A 17,100-nucleotide genomic window follows, 5' to 3' on the forward strand; every position below is an offset into this window, starting at 1 on the left:
AGTATAACCGCTCCACCGTGCCTTATCCCACAGACTTTTTGAAGAAATCCTCATAATGTCTGGCCATGATGAAAAAATACCGCAAGCAGGATTTTGACGTGGCCAACGTCCGCCGCCTGCTGGAGCCTGGGCCGGTGGTGCTCGTCAGCTCCGCATGGCAGGACAAAAACAATATCATGACGATGGGCTGGCACATGATGATCGGTTTCACGCCGGCGCTGTTCGGCTGCTACATTGACAAGAGCAATCACAGTTACGATATGGTGGTGAACAGCGGAGAATGCGTGATCAACTTGCCAACCGCAGATTTGCTGGAGCAAGTGATCGGCATCGGCAATTGCAGCGGCGCTGACACGAATAAATTCAGCCACTTCGGCCTGACCGCCGTGGCGGGCAAAGACGTGGCCGTGCCGATGATCGCAGAATGCTATGCCAGCTTCGAATGCCGCCTGGCGGACGCCCACCCGAATCCCAATCATCCTCTGTTTGTGTGGGAGATTGTACGGGCGCATGTCGCGACGACGCCGAAGCTGCCGAAAACGCTGCACTACCGGGGCGATGGCGAATTCATGGTGTCCGGCCGCGAGATCGCCACGCTGGAACGCTATCCCAACCAGCGCCGCTGATGCCGCGCCAGCGGTACAGGAGAGGCGATGAACACTAACCAATGGTTCCTGCTGGTCGGCCTGCTGATGCTGGCGCGCGGTCTGGCGGCGACGACGATATCGCGCTCGCCATTCACGTCGGCGATTGTCTATCTTGCTGTCGGCCTGGTGCTCGGCCCGAGTGGCCTTAACTTCTTCAACTTCGATCCTGCGAAGGAATCAGGCTTGCTGGAGATGCTGGCCGAGATTGCGCTGCTGATTTCGCTGTTCTCCGCCGGGATCAAGATGCCGGTGCCATTCACGCTGTCGCGCTGGAATGCACCGCTACGCCTGGCGTGGCTGTCGATGGCACTGACGGTAGGCTTGATCGCCCTGTTCTGCTGGTACGTGCTGCACCTGCCCATCGGCGCCGCCGTGCTGCTGGGTGGCATACTGGCACCCACCGATCCGGTGCTGGCCACGGACGTGCAAGTGCGTCATTCCGGCGACAAGGACGAACTGCGCTTCAACCTCACCTGCGAAGCGGGCATGAACGACGGCAGCGCCTTCCCTTTCGTGCTTCTGGGCCTGGGCATGCTGCACATGGGCGAGGCTGGCGAGCACCACTGGCGCTGGCTGCTGGTGGACGTCATCTGGGCGACCGGCGCTGCAGTGGTGGTCGGCATTGTCGCCGGCGCAGGCCTGGCGCGGCTGGGCTGGCGCCTGCGGGTGCTGGAGCCACGCCACGAAATTATGGATGACCTGGTGGGACTGGGGCTGATCGCCATTGTCTTCAGCATCACCAGCCTGATGAAGGCATCAGGCTTCCTCGCTGTGTTCTTCGCCGCAGTGGCGCTGCGCCAGACGGAGTTGAAACTGGCCGGCGCGCCCAAGGACGGCCAGGGTCTGCGCGAGCCGGAACTGGCCAAATCCGAAGTTGCGCAAGCCAGCGACAGCAAGGAAGCACCGCTGGTCGTCAGCAACGAAGCGCTGGTCTTCAAGGAACATCTGGAGAGGCTGTCCGAACTGACGCTGGTGCTGCTGTTGGGCGGGATGATCTCGCTGCGCGAGCTGCCCTACGAAACCATCGGCGTAGCGGCCTTCCTGTTCTTGGTGGCGCGTCCCTTGGCGGTATACGTGGGGCTGATCGGCAGCGGCACCAATAAGCGCATGCGCGCCTTGATCGGCTGGTTCGGCGTGCGCGGCATTGGCTCGATCTTCTACCTCGTGTATGCCATTGAAGCCGGCCTGCCGCCCAACCTTGCCAAGCAACTGACCGGCATTGCGCTGGGCGTCATCATGCTCTCGATACTGGTACACGGCTTCAGCGTTAAGCCGCTGATCGATACTAAATGAGCCCAGCAATCGCCGCGCCGACATCGCTGGTGCTGGCTGTGCCGCCCATGTCCGGCGTGCGCGGGCCGTCGACCAGGCAGCGTTCCACCGCAGCCACCATCGCGTCGTGCGCATCGGTATGGCCAAGGAAATCCAGCATCATCGCCCCGCACCAGATCATTGCAATCGGATTGGCGATGTTCTGACCATAGATATCCGGCGCAGAGCCGTGCACCGGCTCGAACAGCGATGGGAAGCTCCGCTCCGGATTCAGGTTGGCCGAAGGCGCGATACCGATCGTGCCAGCGCAAGCCGGCCCCAGGTCCGACAGGATGTCACCGAACAGATTGGATGCGACCACCACGTCAAAGCGCTCCGGCGACAAGACAAAGCGCGCAGCCAGGATATCGATGTGATACTTGTCATGCCTGATTTCTGGATAGCCCTGGCCCATGGCGTCAACCCGCTCGTCCCAATACGGCATGCTGATCGAAATGCCGTTGGACTTGGTGGCCGATGTCAGGTGCCTCTTCGGTCGTTTTTGCGCGAGTTCAAACGCGAACTTCAGCACGCGATCCACACCAGTGCGGGTGAAGATGGCTTCCTGCAGCACGAACTCGCGCTCAGTGCCTTCGAACATGCGGCCGCCAACGCTGGAATACTCGCCCTCCGTATTTTCGCGGACGATGTACATATCGATATCGCCTGGCTTCTTGTTCGCCAGCGGACAAGGCACGCCGGGCAGCAGACGCACCGGACGCAGATTGATGTACTGGTCGAACTGGCGGCGGAACTTCAGCAGCGAGCCCCACAGCGATACATGATCCGGCACGGTTTCCGGCCAGCCGACAGCACCGAAGAACAGTGCATCGAAGCCCTTCAGTTGCTCCATCCAGTCTTCCGGCATCATCTTGCCGTGCCTGAGATAGTACTCGCAACTCGGCCATTCAAAGGTCGTCCACTCGACGCTGAAATTGAAACGGCGCGCCGCCGCTTCCACCGCGCGCATCCCCTCCGGCATGACTTCCTTGCCGATGCCGTCACCTGCCAGCACCGCAATCTTATGTACTTTCATGACTGCTCCCTTGATGGAAAGCCACAGCATAAACCGATCCGCGTCGTTTATAATAAGTCCAAATGTAATTGGATAGAACACGAATCGTGGATAAACGCATTGATAACGAAGACCTGCGCGTTTTCGCCACGGCAGCGCGCAAAGCCAGCTTCGCGGCGGCGGCCGAGGAACTGGGCATGTCGCCGGCCTACGTCAGCAAGCGTATCGGCATACTGGAACAGATGCTGGGCGTGCGCCTGTTCCATCGCACCACACGGCGCGTGATCGTCAGCGAAGATGGTGAAAAAGTCTACGCCCACGCCATGACCATCCTGGAGAATCTTGATAGCCTGCTGCACGAAGTGGCCGAACGGCGCGACGTGCCGCGTGGCCTGCTGCGCATCAGCAGCAGCTTTGGTTTCGGGCGGAATGTGGTGGCGCCAGTGGTGGCACGGCTGGTGGCTGCACACCCGACGCTGCAAGTGCGCTTTGAAGTGTTCGACCGTTTGGTCGATATCGTCTCCGAAGGCTTCGACCTGGACGTGCGCATCGGCGACGAAATCGCGCCGCAGCTCATCGCCCGCAAGCTGATGGCGAATCATCGCATCCTGTGCGCCTCCCCGGCCTATCTGCAGCGGCACGGCACGCCGCGCACACTGCAAGATTTGGCAGGCCATAACTGCCTGGCGATCAAGGAACGCGACCTGCCGTTCGGCGTCTGGTCGCTGCGCGCCGGCGGTGAGGAAGAAACAGTGAAGGTGACTGGATCGCTATCCTCCAATCATGGTGAAATCGCTCTGCAATGGGCGATGGCCGGCGCAGGCATCGTACTGCGCTCGCACTGGGACGCCAAACCGCACCTGGACAATGGCGAACTTGTGCAGGTACTGCCCCAGTACACCCAGAGCGCCAACGTCTGGGCGGTTTACCCGCAACGGCTTGCGGGTTCCGCCAAGGTACGCGTCTGCGTCGAGTTCATGGAACAGCAACTGGCTCAGAGATAGCGCACCCAGGCCATCTTCGTGCGGCGCTTGAAATGACCGAAGGCGCGGCACGGCCAGTACAGCAGCGGAATCAGCACCGCGCTCATTACCCAGACCGGCCAAATACTGTCAAACTCATACCGCGTGCCGTAGTTCGCACCGAGCAGGACTATCGCCGCCATCTGCAAGGCCAACAACACGTAAAGATGCAGCAGATAGTAAAACATTGGAGCACCGCCAAATACAGCGCTAACGCGCAGGAACCAGTTGTCACGCTGTTCCAGCCAGGCGAGCACCAGCAGACCCACGCCCAGCGTCAACAGCAGGAATGCCAGCGATGGCGGGTACTTGGTCACATTCAAGAACGACATGACGGAATGCAGCGCATCCACGCCCGGCTCCCAAGGCAAAGTCTCACCATAGATATTCAAGCCGCGCAGCACCGCCAGCAGGGCCAAGGCACACACGCCGGCACGTAACAACAGCTTGCGGCGCTGCGCCGGCGCGGTTGCCGAAGCGTACCACGGGCCAATCGCATAGCCCAGCACGATGACACCAATCCAAGGCAGCAGCGGATAACTGACCTTGACCCTCAGCAGCCCTTCGCTCACCAGGAAGCCGCGATCATGCAGGATGGTCCACGGAATATAGCCGGCGTCGCCTGGCTGGAACGCAATGGGCGTCAGCAGATTGTGGCCGAACACAATCACCAGGCCCAATGCAATCAGCACGCCGCGCGGCAAGCGGTGCAACAGCGACAGTGCAATCATCGACAGGCCGATGGCCCAGATAACCTGCAAATAAATAGTCGGCGGTGATAGCTGGACTGCCCAGACTGCGGTGATAACGGTGATCTCCAGCAGGATGAGAAACAGGCCGCGCTTGAACAGAAATCCCGTCGGCGAGCGTGGGCCAGACGACGGATGCGCATACAGCCACGCAGACAGCCCGGTAAGGAACACAAACACCGGCGCGCAGAAATGGGCCGCCACCCGGCCGAAGAAGAACGCCGGATCAGTCTCCGCCAATTTCATGGGATCGCTGACCGGATGGTGCAGGAAGAATGCTTCGCGCACGTGATCCAGCATCATAATCATCATCACCAGTCCGCGCAGGACGTCGATCGACGCCACGCGCGCGCCGCGTACACTCACACTGCTCATAACTTGTATTCCACTTTGAGGGTGACGCGGCGATCTTCGCCAGGAGCTACCCAAGTTTGCTGGTAGGAGCTCGGATAGTACACTTTGTCGAACAGATTATCGACATCCAGCGAAATGCGCAGCTTCTTCGATGGCGAATACGAGGACACAAGTTTGGCCGTGGTGTATGCTGGCAGCTTGAAGGTGCTGCTGATTGCGACATCGCCATTGCGCTCACCGACATAGTTGGCGCCGCCGCCGAACGAAGCGCGGGCACCGCCAGCCAATCCAAACTCCTGTACCAGCAGCACATTCGCGGCCTGTTTCGGCACATTGGCCAACCGGCCGCCGACGGCCAGCACGTTATCGCGCAAGACCTTGGCGTCAGTGTAGGCATACGACAGCGACAGTTGCAGCTTGCGCGCTATCTCGCCTGCGACATCCAGTTCTACGCCCTTGCTACCGACTTCCCCAGCGGCCAACGAGAAGTTGGTGTCGGCTGGATTCACCGTCAGTACGTTTTCCTTCTTGATCGAGTACACGGCAAGCGTGCTGCTGATCTTCCCATCGGCCGTGTCGAATTTCACACCTGCCTCATAGGCACGGCTGGTCTCAGCCTGGAATGATTCGTTATTGATGCCGATGCCGCTGTTCGGACGGAAGGACTTGCCGGCCGATGCGTAAAGCGAAACCTGCTTGTCGGGTTGATACACGATGCCGGCGCGCGGGCTGGTCGTTTCCAGCGACTGACGATTTTGCAGGCCGGAGCGGTTATAGTTGGTGATGGTCTGGCGATACGAATCGCGCCGCACGCCCAGCAGCGCCTTCCACTGCGAGCCAAGGTCGACCTGATCCTGCGCGTAGATAGCAGTCTGCCACTGCTGTTCACGGGTATCGATTGACGGGCCAAGCACGGTCGGCCGCACGCCGCCGTACACCGGTGCATAGATGTCGATCGCATACGGCGCCGCCGCGTTGGGGCTCTTGCGCAGTTGCAGGCGGTCGTCGATGAAGCGATAGCCGTCCACACCCACCAGCAGGTGATGAGCACCGACCTTGCCCAGCAACTCGACGCGGCCCGACCAGTCCTGTGCCGAGAAGTCGCGGAAACGGCGCTGGCGCCACAGGGTGCGGCCATCCGACTGCAAGGCCGATGCCTCGGTCGAGAAGCCGACCATCTGGCTGCTGCGGTAAGACAGGCCGCTCTGCAGCGACCAGCCATTGACGAAGTCGTGTTGCACAAACAGCTGATGACCGGTGGATTTCACCGTCATGGGGCCGTCCGCATTCTCGCCGAGGAAGCGCGAGTTCGGTATCAATCCCAGCACGCCCTTCACCGCGACCACGCCGCGATCAAAATATGCCTGCTGTTCGAACGCCTCCAGTTCGTACGACAGCGTGGTGTTGTCCGACAAACGCCAGATCACCGATGGCGACACCATGTGACGCTTGGACGATAAGGTATCGCGGAAGCTGTTGCCCTTTTCATAGGCCGCGTTCAGCCGATACGCGACGGTTTCGCTCACAGGCCCGGTCAGGTCTGCGGCCGTGCGCCACGTATCATGGGTCGACAGCGACTGGCTCAGCGTATACGAAGGCTGGAACAGCGGCTTCTTGGTGGCGATATTAATAATCCCGCCCGGTTCGCCCCGGCCATACAGCGCAGCCGCCGGGCCTTTCAGAATCTCGATGCTGCTGACATTGACGCTATCGCGCAGGCCGTTATACCCCCGGCTGGAGCTGAAACCGTTGACCATGAAGTCAGAGCCATAGCTGGGATCTCCGGTGAAGCCACGCACAGCATAAGCGTCCCACACACCGCCAAAATTGCTTTGGCGGGAGATGCCGCTGCCCATATCCAGCGCATCTGCAAAACGGCTCACGCCAGCGTCCTGCAGCATGTCGGCGGTCAGCACGCGGGCGCTTTGCGGCAAGTCTTTCAGGTCGGTTTCGGTCTTGGTTGCGCCAGTGGCGGACAGGCTGCGATAAGCCTGCCGCGCGCCGACGATCTCCACTACGTCATCAGCAAAGGCAAAAAATGGATAGGCGGCGGCAATGCACACCGCCAGGCGCGAAGAACGTACAACCGACATGAAAACTCCGTTATTTAATGCAAGTCGGCTGCATTATACACAAATGCAAGTCTATTGCATTATTTTGTCCGGCGTCATCGGCGTGCTGCGCACACGCTTGCCCGTGGCGTGATAAATCGCGTTACTGATTGCGGCGGACACACCCACCAGCCCAATCTCTCCAACGCCCTTGGCGCCTATCTTGCTGACGATGCGATCATCCTCCTGTACGAAGATGACATCGATCTCGTGGATGTCGGCATTGACGGAAACGTGGTACTCGGCCAGGTTGTGATTCATGAAGCGTCCCAGGCGATGATCGCAATACGTCTCCTCGTGCAGTGCCTGCCCAATGCCCCACACCACGCCACCGATAATCTGGCTGCGCGCGGTCTTGGCGTTGATGATGCGGCCAGCGGCGATGGCGCTGACCACGCGCGTCACACGCACCGTGCCGAATTCCGGGTCGACGCGCACCTCGACAAATACCGCAGAATGGGTCGACCGCTGATACTTCATCTGCCTCAGCATATTCGGCAGCATCAGGTACTTTTCCTCCAGACGCTGCGTTTCGCTGCCGGCCATGATGCCAACCAGCGAAATCGCCGTATCCGGCCGTCCGACCAGGCGCAGCTGGCCCTCGGCGAATTCGATGTCGGCAAAGCGCGCCTTGGCCAGCGGCGATGATGGCAGCTGCTTCGCCAGCTTGAACAAGGTCTTTTGCAGTTTCTCGCACACACCCTGCACCGCCGAACCGACCGTCGCCACGTGCGAGGAACCACCTTCGATCGGCGCTACCGGCAGCGTGGAATCACCCAGCTGGAAGCGCACTTTCTCCAGCGGTAGTCCCATCGCATCGGCAGCGATGATGCTCATTGCGGTATAGGTCCCGGTGCCGATATCTGTCGCGGCGCTGCTCACCACCAGTGAGCCGTCGGCGTGCAATACTGCGCTGGCGCGCGCGAACATCTGCATCGCATCCCATACACCGGTGGCCATGCCCCAGCCGATCAGTTCACGGCCCTCGCGCATGCTGCGCGGCTCCAGTGACCGCTTGTCCCAGCCGAAGCGTCGCGCGCCCTGCTCATAACAGGCCCGCAGTTCCTTGGTCGAATACGGCAGGCCGCGCGCCGGATCGATATCAGCGTAGTTCTTCAGCCGCAGCGCCAGCGGGTCCATCTTCAAGGCGTAGGACAATTCATCCATCGCCACTTCCAGCGCATGCACACCGTGGGCGGCGCCCGGCGCGCGCATATCGATCGGGCTGGCGTGGTCCAGGTCCACCAGATGGTAGCCTAGCCGTACGTGCTCGCATGCATACAGTTCGCCTGACCAGTTGACCACCACTTCAACGTAGTCCTCCATGCGCGAGGTTTCAGCCACGGCTTCATGGATAATCGACGTCAGCGTGCCATCCGCCTCGGCCGCCAGCTTCACACGTTGCAGCGTTTCCGGCCGGTGACCGAAGGTGAACATCTGCTGCCGCGTCAACACCACGCGCACCGAGCGCTCCAGCTTGAGCGCCGCCATGACAGCCAGCGGTAGCTGGTATTGCGGGCGCAGGCCCGAACCGAACGCCCCGCCCACATAGGGATTGCGCACGGTGACCTTGTCCTTCGACAGGCCAAACACATGCGACACATACCAGCGGCTGTTCTGCGAGCTTTGCGTCTTGTCGTAGATGGTCAGGTGGCCGTCGGCATCGCGAATCACGGTACTGGCGAACATCTCCAGCGGATTGTGATGCTCTACGCCGCTGTAGTATTCGCCTTCGATCCTGACCGCTGCTTTTTCCCAGACTTCGTCGGCGTGCCCCTTGGGATCTGGCGGTGGCGTGAAACCGGCTTTCAGGCGACTGGGTTTATAAGAACGCTGCCGATTCTCCAGCAATGAGGTGGCGTGCAAATCCACCTGATAATCCGCCTCCACCAGGCGGGCGGCATGGCGCGCGGCTTCAAAGGACTCGGCGACCACGAGGGCGATCGGCTGGCCGCTATACAGAATCTTGTCGTCGTACAGGGGACGGAACGGCGAACCGCCGGGCGCCGTCATATCCTTGTAAAAGATATCGAACGAACGGATACGCGGCCGATTCAGATGCGTGATGACGTCGACCACACCGGGCGCTGCCAACGCGGCATCTGTGCGGATAAAGCTGATGCGTCCGCGTGGGACGGCGCTGCTCACCACCACGCCGTACAATAGCGCGTCCGCTGGATGCTCCGCAGCGTAGCGTGCCTGACCGGTGACCTTGTCGCGGCCATCGACGCGCGACACCGCCATGCCGATGCTGACCGTGCCAGTACCCTCGTCCGCCGATGGCGTGCGCAATGCTTCAATCAGATCCGTCACGTTCACTCCCCGTATTATCGTAAGTACCTGCTGCCGCCAGTTTCAAGGCACGCACCACGGCGCGCCGGGCCAGCGGGATCTTGAAATCGTTCTGTCCTTGTCCTTGCGCGCCAGCCAGCAGGCTGTCTGCGGCGCGGCCAAAACTCTCGTCACCGGCAGGAAGCCCGACCAGCAACGCTTCCGCCGCCGGCACACGCCACGGCTTGTGCGCCACGCCACCCAGGGCGATGCGCGCTTCACGTACCGTACCGTCGTCGCCGATGTCCAGCATGGCCGCCACCGAAACTAGCGCGAAGGCATAGGAAGCGCGGTCACGCAGCTTCAGATAATAGGAATGCGCGGCAAACTGCGAGGCTGGCGGCAACACGATATGCGTTATCAGTTCATCCGGCGCCAGCGTAGCGTCAAGTTCTGGGCGGTCATCCGGCAAGCGGTGGAAATCGGCAAAGGGAATCTGGCGCTCACCCCTGGCAGAGCGCACATGCACCACCGCCTCCAGCGCAGCCAACGCCACACACATATCAGATGGATGAACGGCGATGCATTGATCGCTGGCGCCCAAAATGGCATGCTGGCGCGTCAAACCGCCGATCGCCGAACATCCGCTGCCCGGTTGGCGTTTGTTGCATGGCGTCGTCACATCGTAGAAGTAGTAGCAACGCGTACGTTGCAGCAGGTTGCCGCCATTGCTGGCCATATTACGGATCTGCGGCGAGGCGCCGGCGAGGATAGCGGCAGTCAGCAAGGGATAGCGTTCCCGCACCAGCGGGTGATAGGCAGTATCCGCGTTACGCGCGGTGGCGCCAAGCAGCAAGCCGTCATTCTCCGTCGACGTGATGTCGCCCAACGGCAGATTATTGATGTCGACCAGCGTTGCCGGCCGCATGACGTATTCCTTCATCAGATCCAGCAAGTTCGTACCGCCGGCGATGAAGCGCGCGCCTTGGCTCAATTGAGCCAAGGCCTGGCCGGCATCGCCGGCGCGAAGATATTGGACTGGATTCATGCGGGCACCGTACCTGGTTCATATGGCCGGCCGTCTTCGCGCTGTAGACCCATCACTTCAGTGACGGCTGCCACGATGCCGGGATAAGCGCCGCAGCGGCAGATATTGCCGCTCATAAGTTCACGCACCTGGTCAACGCTGCATGCCTGGCCTTCGTTGATCAGGCCGACGGCGGAACACAGCTGGCCCGGCGTACAGTAACCGCACTGGAATGCATCATGTTCGATGAACGCCTGTTGCAGCGGGTGCAGCGTCCCATCCGCAAGGCCCTCAACCGTCGTGACTTGCTGGCCATCCTGCATCACGGCCAGCGTCAGGCACGAGTTAATGCGTTTGCCACCGACCAGTACAGTGCAGGCGCCGCACTGGCCGTGATCGCAGCCTTTCTTGGTGCCGGTCAGGCCGGCCCGCTCGCGCAGCAGGTCCAGCAGCGTGACCCAGGCCTCGACTTCAAACTGGCGAGACTCGCCATTCAGGTGCAGCTGTATCGGATAGCGTGATTCCATTTCACTCCTCGTTTTTCAGGATGCCGCGCACATTGGTGACGATCAGGCAGAGTTGCAAGGCGATCAGCGCCCAGGCATCGTCGTGCCACCCCCAGGCGATCCACAGCGCGTTACTAAGCAGGAAAGCAAAAAATCCTGTCTTGCGACGTGCTTGCGACTTGGATCCGACCAGCAGGCCGGCCAATACAGTCACCGCCATCGCCGGCCATTGCAACAAATCGATCCAGTCATTCATGGGTGCTCATTGGTGTGTTGCGACATTTGCCAGCATGGTCCATCACGCTTGCCCGGTATGTGCGACAACGCACGCGCACCGACTGTAGGTAATTGCGTGCGCGGATTAACAGACACTCGTATGGATGAGATCGATCATGCTTGCATGAAAATCGAACGTCTACCATTTGCATCGGCCCACACGCTTGCGGAGTCGCTGGCGCGGCTGGCGCCTCGGCAAGCGCCGGGAGAACAGCTGGCGGAGTTGATCGCCGCTGGACAGGACCAGTTGCCGCTGCCCGCGCGTGGCGCAACTTTGCAACGCTGGCAATGCCTGGCGCTGACCGCGCATCATGACCTGGGACTGGCCAAGCTTTACGAGGGACATACCGACGCGCTGGCAATACTGGCCGAACTGCATGGTCCATCATTGCCGGGCGCATCCTGGGGTGTATGGTGCGCGGAATCGCGCGACACCGCTGTTGTACTGCGCCACGCGAGCGATGGCAGCACTGTACTGGCGGGCCGCAAACAATGGTGCTCAGGTGCAGCCGCGCTAAGCCATGCGCTGGTCAGTTGCGAAGACGCCAACGGCGAACGGCAACTGGCGGCGGTGGCCTTGCGTGCGCCCGGCGTCACCATTACCGATGAAGGCTGGCAAGCCGTCGGCATGGCGTCCACCACCAGCGTTGATGTGGTGTTTGACGACGTCCCTGCCGTACCTGTTGGCGGCCCTGGCGACTATCTGAGCCGACCGGGGTTCTGGTACGGCGGCGCCGGCGTTGCCGCCTGCTGGTATGGCGCCGCACAAGCATTGGCGGAATACCTGCATGCCGCCGCGCGCGGCCAGTCGACGTCTAGTCAGCCGGACCCGCACCGCCTCGCCCACTTAGGTTCGGTGGACGTCGCGCTGGGTAGCGCAGCAGCCTTGATGCGCACGACGGCTGCTGACATCGACCGCGCACCGGGTGCTTATGCGGGCCGCAAGGCGATGCGCCTGCGACTTGCTGTCGAAGAGGTGGCAAGCGAAGTGCTGCGCCATGTCACCCGCGCGCTGGGTGCCGGGCCGCTGTGCCGCAACGAACGCTTTGCACGGCTCGCTGCCGACCTGCCGGTTTTCCTGCGCCAAAGCCATGCCGAGCGCGATCTCGCCGCACTGGGTGCACTTGTCACGCAACAGGAGATAGCGCCATGGGCTTTGTAAGCGAAACGCACGCACCAGGCCACGCCGCCAAGGGCGCCAGCGGCATGGGTGTGACCGCCGGCATGGGTGTCGCCGACGGCATGACTGTCGCCAGCGGCATGGGCATCGGTATCGGCAGCGGCACGGGTGTCGCCAGCGCCATCGGCACGCCCGGTCACGCCCACGACCGCCATATCGACGGCTGCGGCACGCTGGACGCCACCTGGCAAGCCTGGCCCGGCCTGGCCGCCCTGCTGCCCATTAGCGCTGCGGTGCTGGTCCCCGCACATCGTCGCGCCATCATCGTCGCACCGCATCCCGACGACGAAGTGCTGGCCTGTGGCGGCCTGCTGCAACTGCTGCACGCACAAGGCACCCACACCGTACTGCTGGCCGTCACCGATGGCGACGCCAGCCACCCCGGCTCCACGCTACTGACGCCCGCAGATCTCGGCCGCCATCGCCCACGCGAAACCGCCGCAGCCATGCACGCGCTGGGCATCACACCGCATATTCTGCGCGCCCGCATCGGCGACGGCCAGGTCCTCGCCAACCTTGATCAGCTACACAATCTGTTGGTGCAGCTACTGCAACCGGGGGACGTCGTCTTCACCACCTTTCGTCAAGACGGGCACCCGGACCACGAAGCCTGCGGCCTCGCAGCCGCACTCGCAGTCCGCGCCTGCCACGCGACACTGGTTGAAATGCCGGTCTGGAGCTGGCACTGGGCCACGCCTGGCGACCACCGCCTGCCATGGCGGCGCGCACGCCGCCTCCAACTGAGCGACGACATCCTGCAACGCAAGCAGCAAGCGGTCGAGTGCTTCCAGACGCAGCTAAACGACGATCCCAGCACCGGCCAGCCGGCCATTCTGCCGCCACACGTGCTGCAACGCCTGCTCCGTCCCTACGAGATTTATTTCATATGAGCGCCCATTTCCAACAGCTGTACGAGCGCGACGAAGATCCCTGGCAGGTGCGCCAGCGCTGGTATGAACAACGCAAGCGCGCCTTGCTGCTGGCCAGCCTGCCCGAACCGCACTTCCGCCACGCCTTCGAACCCGCCTGCGGCAACGGCGAACTGACCGCCATGCTGGCCCGCCGCGCCGACCGCGTCACCGCCAGCGACCTGTCGCCTGCCGCCGTCCAGCTGACCCGCAAGCGCCTGGGCTCCGCCGCGCTCAATCAGGTCACCGTACGCTGCCAGCGCATGCCGCAAGAGTGGCCTGCCGGCGCGAGTTTCGACCTGATCGTCATCAGCGAAATGGCCTACTACCTGTCCGAAGCCGAGCTGCACGAGGTACGAGGCCACGCCGTGCGCACGCTGGCCAGCGACGGCGCGCTGGTGCTATGCCACTGGCGCCGTCCATTCTCCGACCGCCGCCTGGACACCGACACCATCCACGCCGCCTTCGATGCCTGCCCCGAATTGCACAACATCGCCCGTCACGACGAAGCCGACTTCCTGCTCGACGTCTGGTCCTGCAGCCCGCGCTCCGTAGCGCAACGAGAAGGAGTCACCGCATGATCGGCGTCGTCATCCCGGCCCACAACGAAGAACTGTACCTGGACACCAGCCTGCACGCCGCCCGTACAGCTGCAGCCAACCAGGCGCTGCACGGCGAAACAGTCCACATCACAGTGGTACTGGACAGCTGCACCGACAACTCGCGCGCAATCGTCGAACGCCACGCGATGCAAGCCGGCTCCGCCTGCGGCATCGATTATCTTTGTGTCGATGCGCGCAATGTCGGCGTCACCCGCGCCGCCGGGGTACGCCATGTGCTGGAACTCGGCGCCCGCTGGCTGGCCTTCACCGATGCGGACACCGTGGTGTCGCCAACATGGCTTTCCGCACAGTTGCAGCTCAATGTCGATGTGGTGTGCGGCACCGTAGCGGTCAGCGACTGGTCGCCGCACCGGTACAATGCCAGCACACTCTGTGAATACTTCAATAACAGTTACACGGACGCCGACGGCCACCGCCACATACACGGCGCCAACATGGGCGTATCGGCCAATGCCTACCTGCGTGCTGGTGGCTTCGCGCCACTATCGTGCAGCGAAGACGTAGCGCTGGTCGAGGCATTGCAACGCACTGGCGCGCGCTTTGCCTGGAGCGCGGCGCCCCGCGTCACCACCAGCGCCCGTTGCGATGCCAAGGCGCGCGGCGGCTTCGGCGACACCCTGCTACGCTATGCAGAAAGCGCCCGCGCCGTGCTGAAAGCAGCAACAGTTGCACCATTGGCAACACGGGTTTGACGCCGCCGCCGCAAAATATCGTACTATTGCTGCTTAGGACGTAGCCAGCCAACCGCCGCCACGCATTTTTATAGCAGTCGAGCAGGCCGATGGCGGCCGCAAAGGAGTCCTTGTTCATGACGCCACCCGTAATATCCGCGCAGCTGGAGCCATCCAGCGAAGGCGTCAACGGCCAGCGCAGCGTGGCGATACGCCAGCACGGCCCATGGTGGCGGCGCTTCCTCAGCTTCATCGGCCCCGGCTACCTGGTGGCGGTCGGCTATATGGACCCCGGCAACTGGGCCACCGACCTTGCCGGCGGCGCCGCCTACGGCTATTCGCTGCTGTGGATTATCGGCCTGTCCAGCTGCATGGCGATGCTGCTGCAAGTGCTGACGGCGCGCCTTGGCATCGTCGCCCAGGCCGATCTGGCGCAGTTATGCCGCCGCCATTCCTCGCGCCGCTCGGCATTCTGCCAATGGCTGCTGTGCGAAATCGCCATCTGCGCCTGCGACCTGGCCGAGGTGATCGGCACCGCCATCGCCCTCAAGCTGCTGTTCGGTATTCCGCTGAGTTACGGTGTGATCCTGACCGCGCTCGACGTCTTCGCCATCCTGTGGCTGCAACAGCGCGGCTTCCGTTATCTGGAAGCGTTCGTCATCGCGCTGCTGGCGGTAATCTTCATCTGCTTCGGCATCAACCTGCTGCTGGCGCAGCCGGAATGGCGCGCTGTGGCCGAGGGCTTCATACCGTCGGCGCAAACGGTGACCGATCCCGGCATGCTATACCTGGCCATCGGCATCATCGGCGCCACCGTCATGCCGCACAATCTGTACCTGCACTCGTCCACCGTCCAGACGCGCCGCTTCGAGACCAGCGATGCCGGCAAGCGCAAGGCCATCTCCTTCGCCACCGCCGACATCATTGTCGCGCTGGGCCTGGCCTGCCTGGTCAACGCCGCCATCCTGATCACCTCGGCGGCGGTGTTCCACACCACCGGTAACGCGCACGTGGCCGACCTGGAGGAAGCCTATCAACTGCTTGGCCCGCTGACCGGCACCGCGCTGGCCAGCATCCTGTTCGGCGTGGCGCTGCTGGCGGCCGGCCTCAGCTCCTCGGTCACCGCTACGCTGGCCGGGCAGATCGTCATGGAAGGTTTTGTGCAGATCCGCATGCCGCCCTGGGCACGTCGGCTGACCACCCGCTCGGTGGCCATCGTCCCGGCGCTGGTGGTAACGCTGGCGTATGGCGACAAGGGCGTCACCAGCCTGCTGCTGCTCAGCCAGGTCATCCTCAGCATGCAACTGCCGTTTGCCATGTGGCCGCTGATCCGTTACGCAAGTGACCGCAATATCATGGGCAGCTTCGCCACGCCGCGAGCCATCACCTGGCTAGCCTGGACCATGATGGCGGCCATCGTCAGCCTCAACGTCATCATGGTCACGCGCGCGCTGGCCGGCTAAATCCCCCTTGCCGGCCTGTCAACTGGCCAGCGCAATAATTTATATGGGGAAATTTGATCCAGATCATAAAAATTGTCGATCAGCTTTGATAGCCTGACAACGGACATCACAAGGAGATCATCATGACGTACAAAACCATCCTGGTTCATGCCGACCTTTCACCGCACGCCGCGTCGCGTTATGCGGTGGCTTGCCAGGTCGCCCTTGCCCACGAGGCTCATCTGGTCGGCGCCGCCTTCACCGGTCTGGCGCAAGACGCCGCCCGCAACGCCGCCTTCGCCTATGGCGCGGTGCTGGCGGCTGCCGATATCGAATCGGTGACCGCCGCCAGCCTGAAGGCACTGGACAATTTCATTGCCAAGGCTGACATCAGCGGCGTCGCCTACGAACGCCGCATCAGCGATGACGATTCCGAAACCGGCATGGTGCTGCAAGCCCGCTATGCCGACCTGCTAGTGTTGAGCCAGAGCGATCCCGAGTTGACCGGCCCCGATATCCTGCTCAAGCTGCCGGAACACCTGGCGCTACATGGCAGCCGTCCGGTGCTGCTGGTGCCCTACGCCGGCCGCCACGACCACATCGACCAGCACGCGCTGGTGGCCTGGGACGGCAGCCGCGCCGCCACCCGCGCCGTCACCGACGCGCTGCCGCTGCTCCGCCGCAGCAAACGCGTGACGCTGGCGGTGTTCAACGCCCAGACCCAGTACGGCACGCACGGCGAGAATCCGGGCGCCGACATCGCGCTGTTCCTGGCCCGTCACGGCGTCAACGTCGAAGTGACGCAACAGCACACGCCGTCCGGCCTGGACATCGGCAATGCCCTGCTGTCGCTGGCCGCCGACATTGGCGCCGACTTGCTGGTGATGGGCGCCTATGGCCATCAGCGCTGGCGCGAAATCGTGCTGGGCGGCGTAACGCGCCGCATCCTGCAGTCGATGACGCTGCCGGTACTGATGGCACATTGAG

The 17,100-nt window shown here is 62.4% G+C and carries 16 protein-coding genes; 9 read left to right on the plus strand and 7 right to left on the minus strand.

The annotated features are described in order from the left end of the window. Positions 1-65 precede the first annotated feature (65 nt). Together BLS51_RS00880 and BLS51_RS00885 are read left to right on the plus strand one after the other, a co-directional pair. Positions 66-626, plus strand: a complete 561-nt coding sequence (locus tag BLS51_RS00880; RefSeq protein ID WP_307188134.1) for a flavin reductase family protein — start codon at positions 66-68, stop codon at positions 624-626. A 27-nt stretch (positions 627-653) separates the two neighbouring features. Then, on the plus strand, positions 654-1,940 hold the full coding sequence (locus BLS51_RS00885; RefSeq protein WP_090179866.1) for a cation:proton antiporter: 1,287 nt from the start codon (positions 654-656) through the stop codon (positions 1,938-1,940). Here the strand turns inward: BLS51_RS00885 and BLS51_RS00890 are convergent. Then, positions 1,933-2,994: a tartrate dehydrogenase gene (locus BLS51_RS00890; protein ID WP_090179861.1), complete on the minus strand. Its 1,062-nt coding sequence runs from the start codon at positions 2,992-2,994 to the stop codon at positions 1,933-1,935. The genes BLS51_RS00885 and BLS51_RS00890 overlap by 8 nt on opposite strands. An 86-nt stretch (positions 2,995-3,080) precedes the next feature. On the opposite strand from BLS51_RS00890, the gene BLS51_RS00895 reads away from it, so the two are divergent. Continuing rightward, the gene (locus tag BLS51_RS00895; RefSeq protein ID WP_090179858.1) at positions 3,081-3,977 is read left to right on the plus strand and encodes a LysR substrate-binding domain-containing protein; all 897 of its coding nucleotides are present in this window, start codon (positions 3,081-3,083) and stop codon (positions 3,975-3,977) included. Here the strand turns inward: BLS51_RS00895 and BLS51_RS00900 are convergent. From BLS51_RS00900 to BLS51_RS00925, 6 genes are read right to left on the minus strand one after another with little or no spacing between them, the layout of a single operon-like run. Next, a complete protein-coding gene (locus BLS51_RS00900; protein ID WP_090179854.1) occupies positions 3,968-5,119 on the minus strand; it encodes an acetyltransferase domain-containing protein in 1,152 nt (383 codons plus the stop codon). The two genes, BLS51_RS00895 and BLS51_RS00900, sit on opposite strands and share 10 nt — an antisense overlap. Then, positions 5,116-7,191, minus strand: coding sequence for a TonB-dependent siderophore receptor (locus BLS51_RS00905; RefSeq protein WP_090179851.1), 2,076 nt, complete (start codon positions 7,189-7,191; stop codon positions 5,116-5,118). Before BLS51_RS00905 ends, BLS51_RS00900 begins: the two co-directional genes overlap by 4 nt. A 51-nt stretch (positions 7,192-7,242) precedes the next feature. Beyond that, positions 7,243-9,522, minus strand: coding sequence for a xanthine dehydrogenase family protein molybdopterin-binding subunit (locus BLS51_RS00910; RefSeq protein WP_090180853.1), 2,280 nt, complete (start codon positions 9,520-9,522; stop codon positions 7,243-7,245). Beyond that, positions 9,506-10,528, minus strand: a complete 1,023-nt coding sequence (locus BLS51_RS00915) for an FAD binding domain-containing protein (protein ID WP_090179847.1) — start codon at positions 10,526-10,528, stop codon at positions 9,506-9,508. The genes BLS51_RS00910 and BLS51_RS00915 overlap by 17 nt, the downstream gene beginning before the upstream one ends. Then, positions 10,525-11,034 carry a (2Fe-2S)-binding protein gene (locus BLS51_RS00920; RefSeq protein ID WP_090179843.1) on the minus strand — a complete coding sequence of 170 codons (510 nt, stop codon included), beginning with the start codon at positions 11,032-11,034 and terminating at the stop codon, positions 10,525-10,527. Before BLS51_RS00920 ends, BLS51_RS00915 begins: the two co-directional genes overlap by 4 nt. 1 nt (position 11,035) lies before the next feature. Then, positions 11,036-11,269 (minus strand): hypothetical protein, encoded by a 234-nt coding sequence (locus BLS51_RS00925; protein ID WP_090179840.1) that lies wholly within the window; start codon positions 11,267-11,269, stop codon positions 11,036-11,038. 144 nt (positions 11,270-11,413) lie between these two features. Here BLS51_RS00925 and BLS51_RS00930 point away from each other — a divergent pair, with 144 nt between their 5' ends. The 6 genes from BLS51_RS00930 to BLS51_RS00955 all read left to right on the plus strand — a co-directional run bounded on the left by BLS51_RS00930 (position 11,414) and on the right by BLS51_RS00955 (position 17,099). Next, entirely contained in the window at positions 11,414-12,451 is a 1,038-nt protein-coding gene (locus BLS51_RS00930) for an acyl-CoA dehydrogenase family protein (RefSeq protein WP_217636414.1), read from the plus strand. After that, a complete protein-coding gene (locus tag BLS51_RS00935; RefSeq protein ID WP_304529047.1) occupies positions 12,439-13,359 on the plus strand; it encodes a PIG-L deacetylase family protein in 921 nt (306 codons plus the stop codon). Before BLS51_RS00930 ends, BLS51_RS00935 begins: the two co-directional genes overlap by 13 nt. Next, on the plus strand, positions 13,356-13,958 hold the full coding sequence (locus BLS51_RS00940) for a class I SAM-dependent methyltransferase (protein ID WP_090179836.1): 603 nt from the start codon (positions 13,356-13,358) through the stop codon (positions 13,956-13,958). The genes BLS51_RS00935 and BLS51_RS00940 overlap by 4 nt, the downstream gene beginning before the upstream one ends. Beyond that, a complete protein-coding gene (locus tag BLS51_RS00945) occupies positions 13,955-14,692 on the plus strand; it encodes a glycosyltransferase family 2 protein (protein ID WP_090179831.1) in 738 nt (245 codons plus the stop codon). The genes BLS51_RS00940 and BLS51_RS00945 overlap by 4 nt, the downstream gene beginning before the upstream one ends. A gap of 116 nt (positions 14,693-14,808) precedes the next feature. Next, positions 14,809-16,134 (plus strand): Nramp family divalent metal transporter, encoded by a 1,326-nt coding sequence (locus BLS51_RS00950; RefSeq protein ID WP_090180843.1) that lies wholly within the window; start codon positions 14,809-14,811, stop codon positions 16,132-16,134. A 122-nt stretch (positions 16,135-16,256) separates the two neighbouring features. Continuing rightward, positions 16,257-17,099, plus strand: coding sequence for a universal stress protein (locus tag BLS51_RS00955; protein ID WP_090179827.1), 843 nt, complete (start codon positions 16,257-16,259; stop codon positions 17,097-17,099). Position 17,100: the final 1 nt, after the last annotated feature.

The sequence above is a fragment of the Duganella sp. OV510 genome (genome assembly GCF_900100205.1).
In the GTDB taxonomy this organism is placed as follows: Bacteria; Pseudomonadota; Gammaproteobacteria; order Burkholderiales; family Burkholderiaceae_D; genus Rugamonas.

Excerpts from the sequence above, each read along its gene's own strand:
- BLS51_RS00885 (WP_090179866.1), top strand. The coding sequence starts at position 654 with ATGAACACTAACCAATGGTTCCTGCTGGTCGGCCTGCTGATGCTGGCG.
- BLS51_RS00935 (WP_304529047.1), top strand. The coding sequence starts at position 12,439 with ATGGGCTTTGTAAGCGAAACGCACGCACCAGGCCACGCCGCCAAGGGC.
- BLS51_RS00950 (WP_090180843.1), top strand. The coding sequence starts at position 14,809 with ATGACGCCACCCGTAATATCCGCGCAGCTGGAGCCATCCAGCGAAGGC.
- BLS51_RS00940 (WP_090179836.1), top strand. The coding sequence starts at position 13,356 with ATGAGCGCCCATTTCCAACAGCTGTACGAGCGCGACGAAGATCCCTGG.
- BLS51_RS00915 (WP_090179847.1), bottom strand. The coding sequence starts at position 10,528 with ATGAATCCAGTCCAATATCTTCGCGCCGGCGATGCCGGCCAGGCCTTG.
- BLS51_RS00890 (WP_090179861.1), bottom strand. The coding sequence starts at position 2,994 with ATGAAAGTACATAAGATTGCGGTGCTGGCAGGTGACGGCATCGGCAAG.
- BLS51_RS00930 (WP_217636414.1), top strand. The coding sequence starts at position 11,414 with ATGAAAATCGAACGTCTACCATTTGCATCGGCCCACACGCTTGCGGAG.
- BLS51_RS00880 (WP_307188134.1), top strand. The coding sequence starts at position 66 with ATGATGAAAAAATACCGCAAGCAGGATTTTGACGTGGCCAACGTCCGC.
- BLS51_RS00920 (WP_090179843.1), bottom strand. The coding sequence starts at position 11,034 with ATGGAATCACGCTATCCGATACAGCTGCACCTGAATGGCGAGTCTCGC.
- BLS51_RS00925 (WP_090179840.1), bottom strand. The coding sequence starts at position 11,269 with ATGAATGACTGGATCGATTTGTTGCAATGGCCGGCGATGGCGGTGACT.
- BLS51_RS00905 (WP_090179851.1), bottom strand. The coding sequence starts at position 7,191 with ATGTCGGTTGTACGTTCTTCGCGCCTGGCGGTGTGCATTGCCGCCGCC.
- BLS51_RS00955 (WP_090179827.1), top strand. The coding sequence starts at position 16,257 with ATGACGTACAAAACCATCCTGGTTCATGCCGACCTTTCACCGCACGCC.
- BLS51_RS00900 (WP_090179854.1), bottom strand. The coding sequence starts at position 5,119 with ATGAGCAGTGTGAGTGTACGCGGCGCGCGCGTGGCGTCGATCGACGTC.
- BLS51_RS00945 (WP_090179831.1), top strand. The coding sequence starts at position 13,955 with ATGATCGGCGTCGTCATCCCGGCCCACAACGAAGAACTGTACCTGGAC.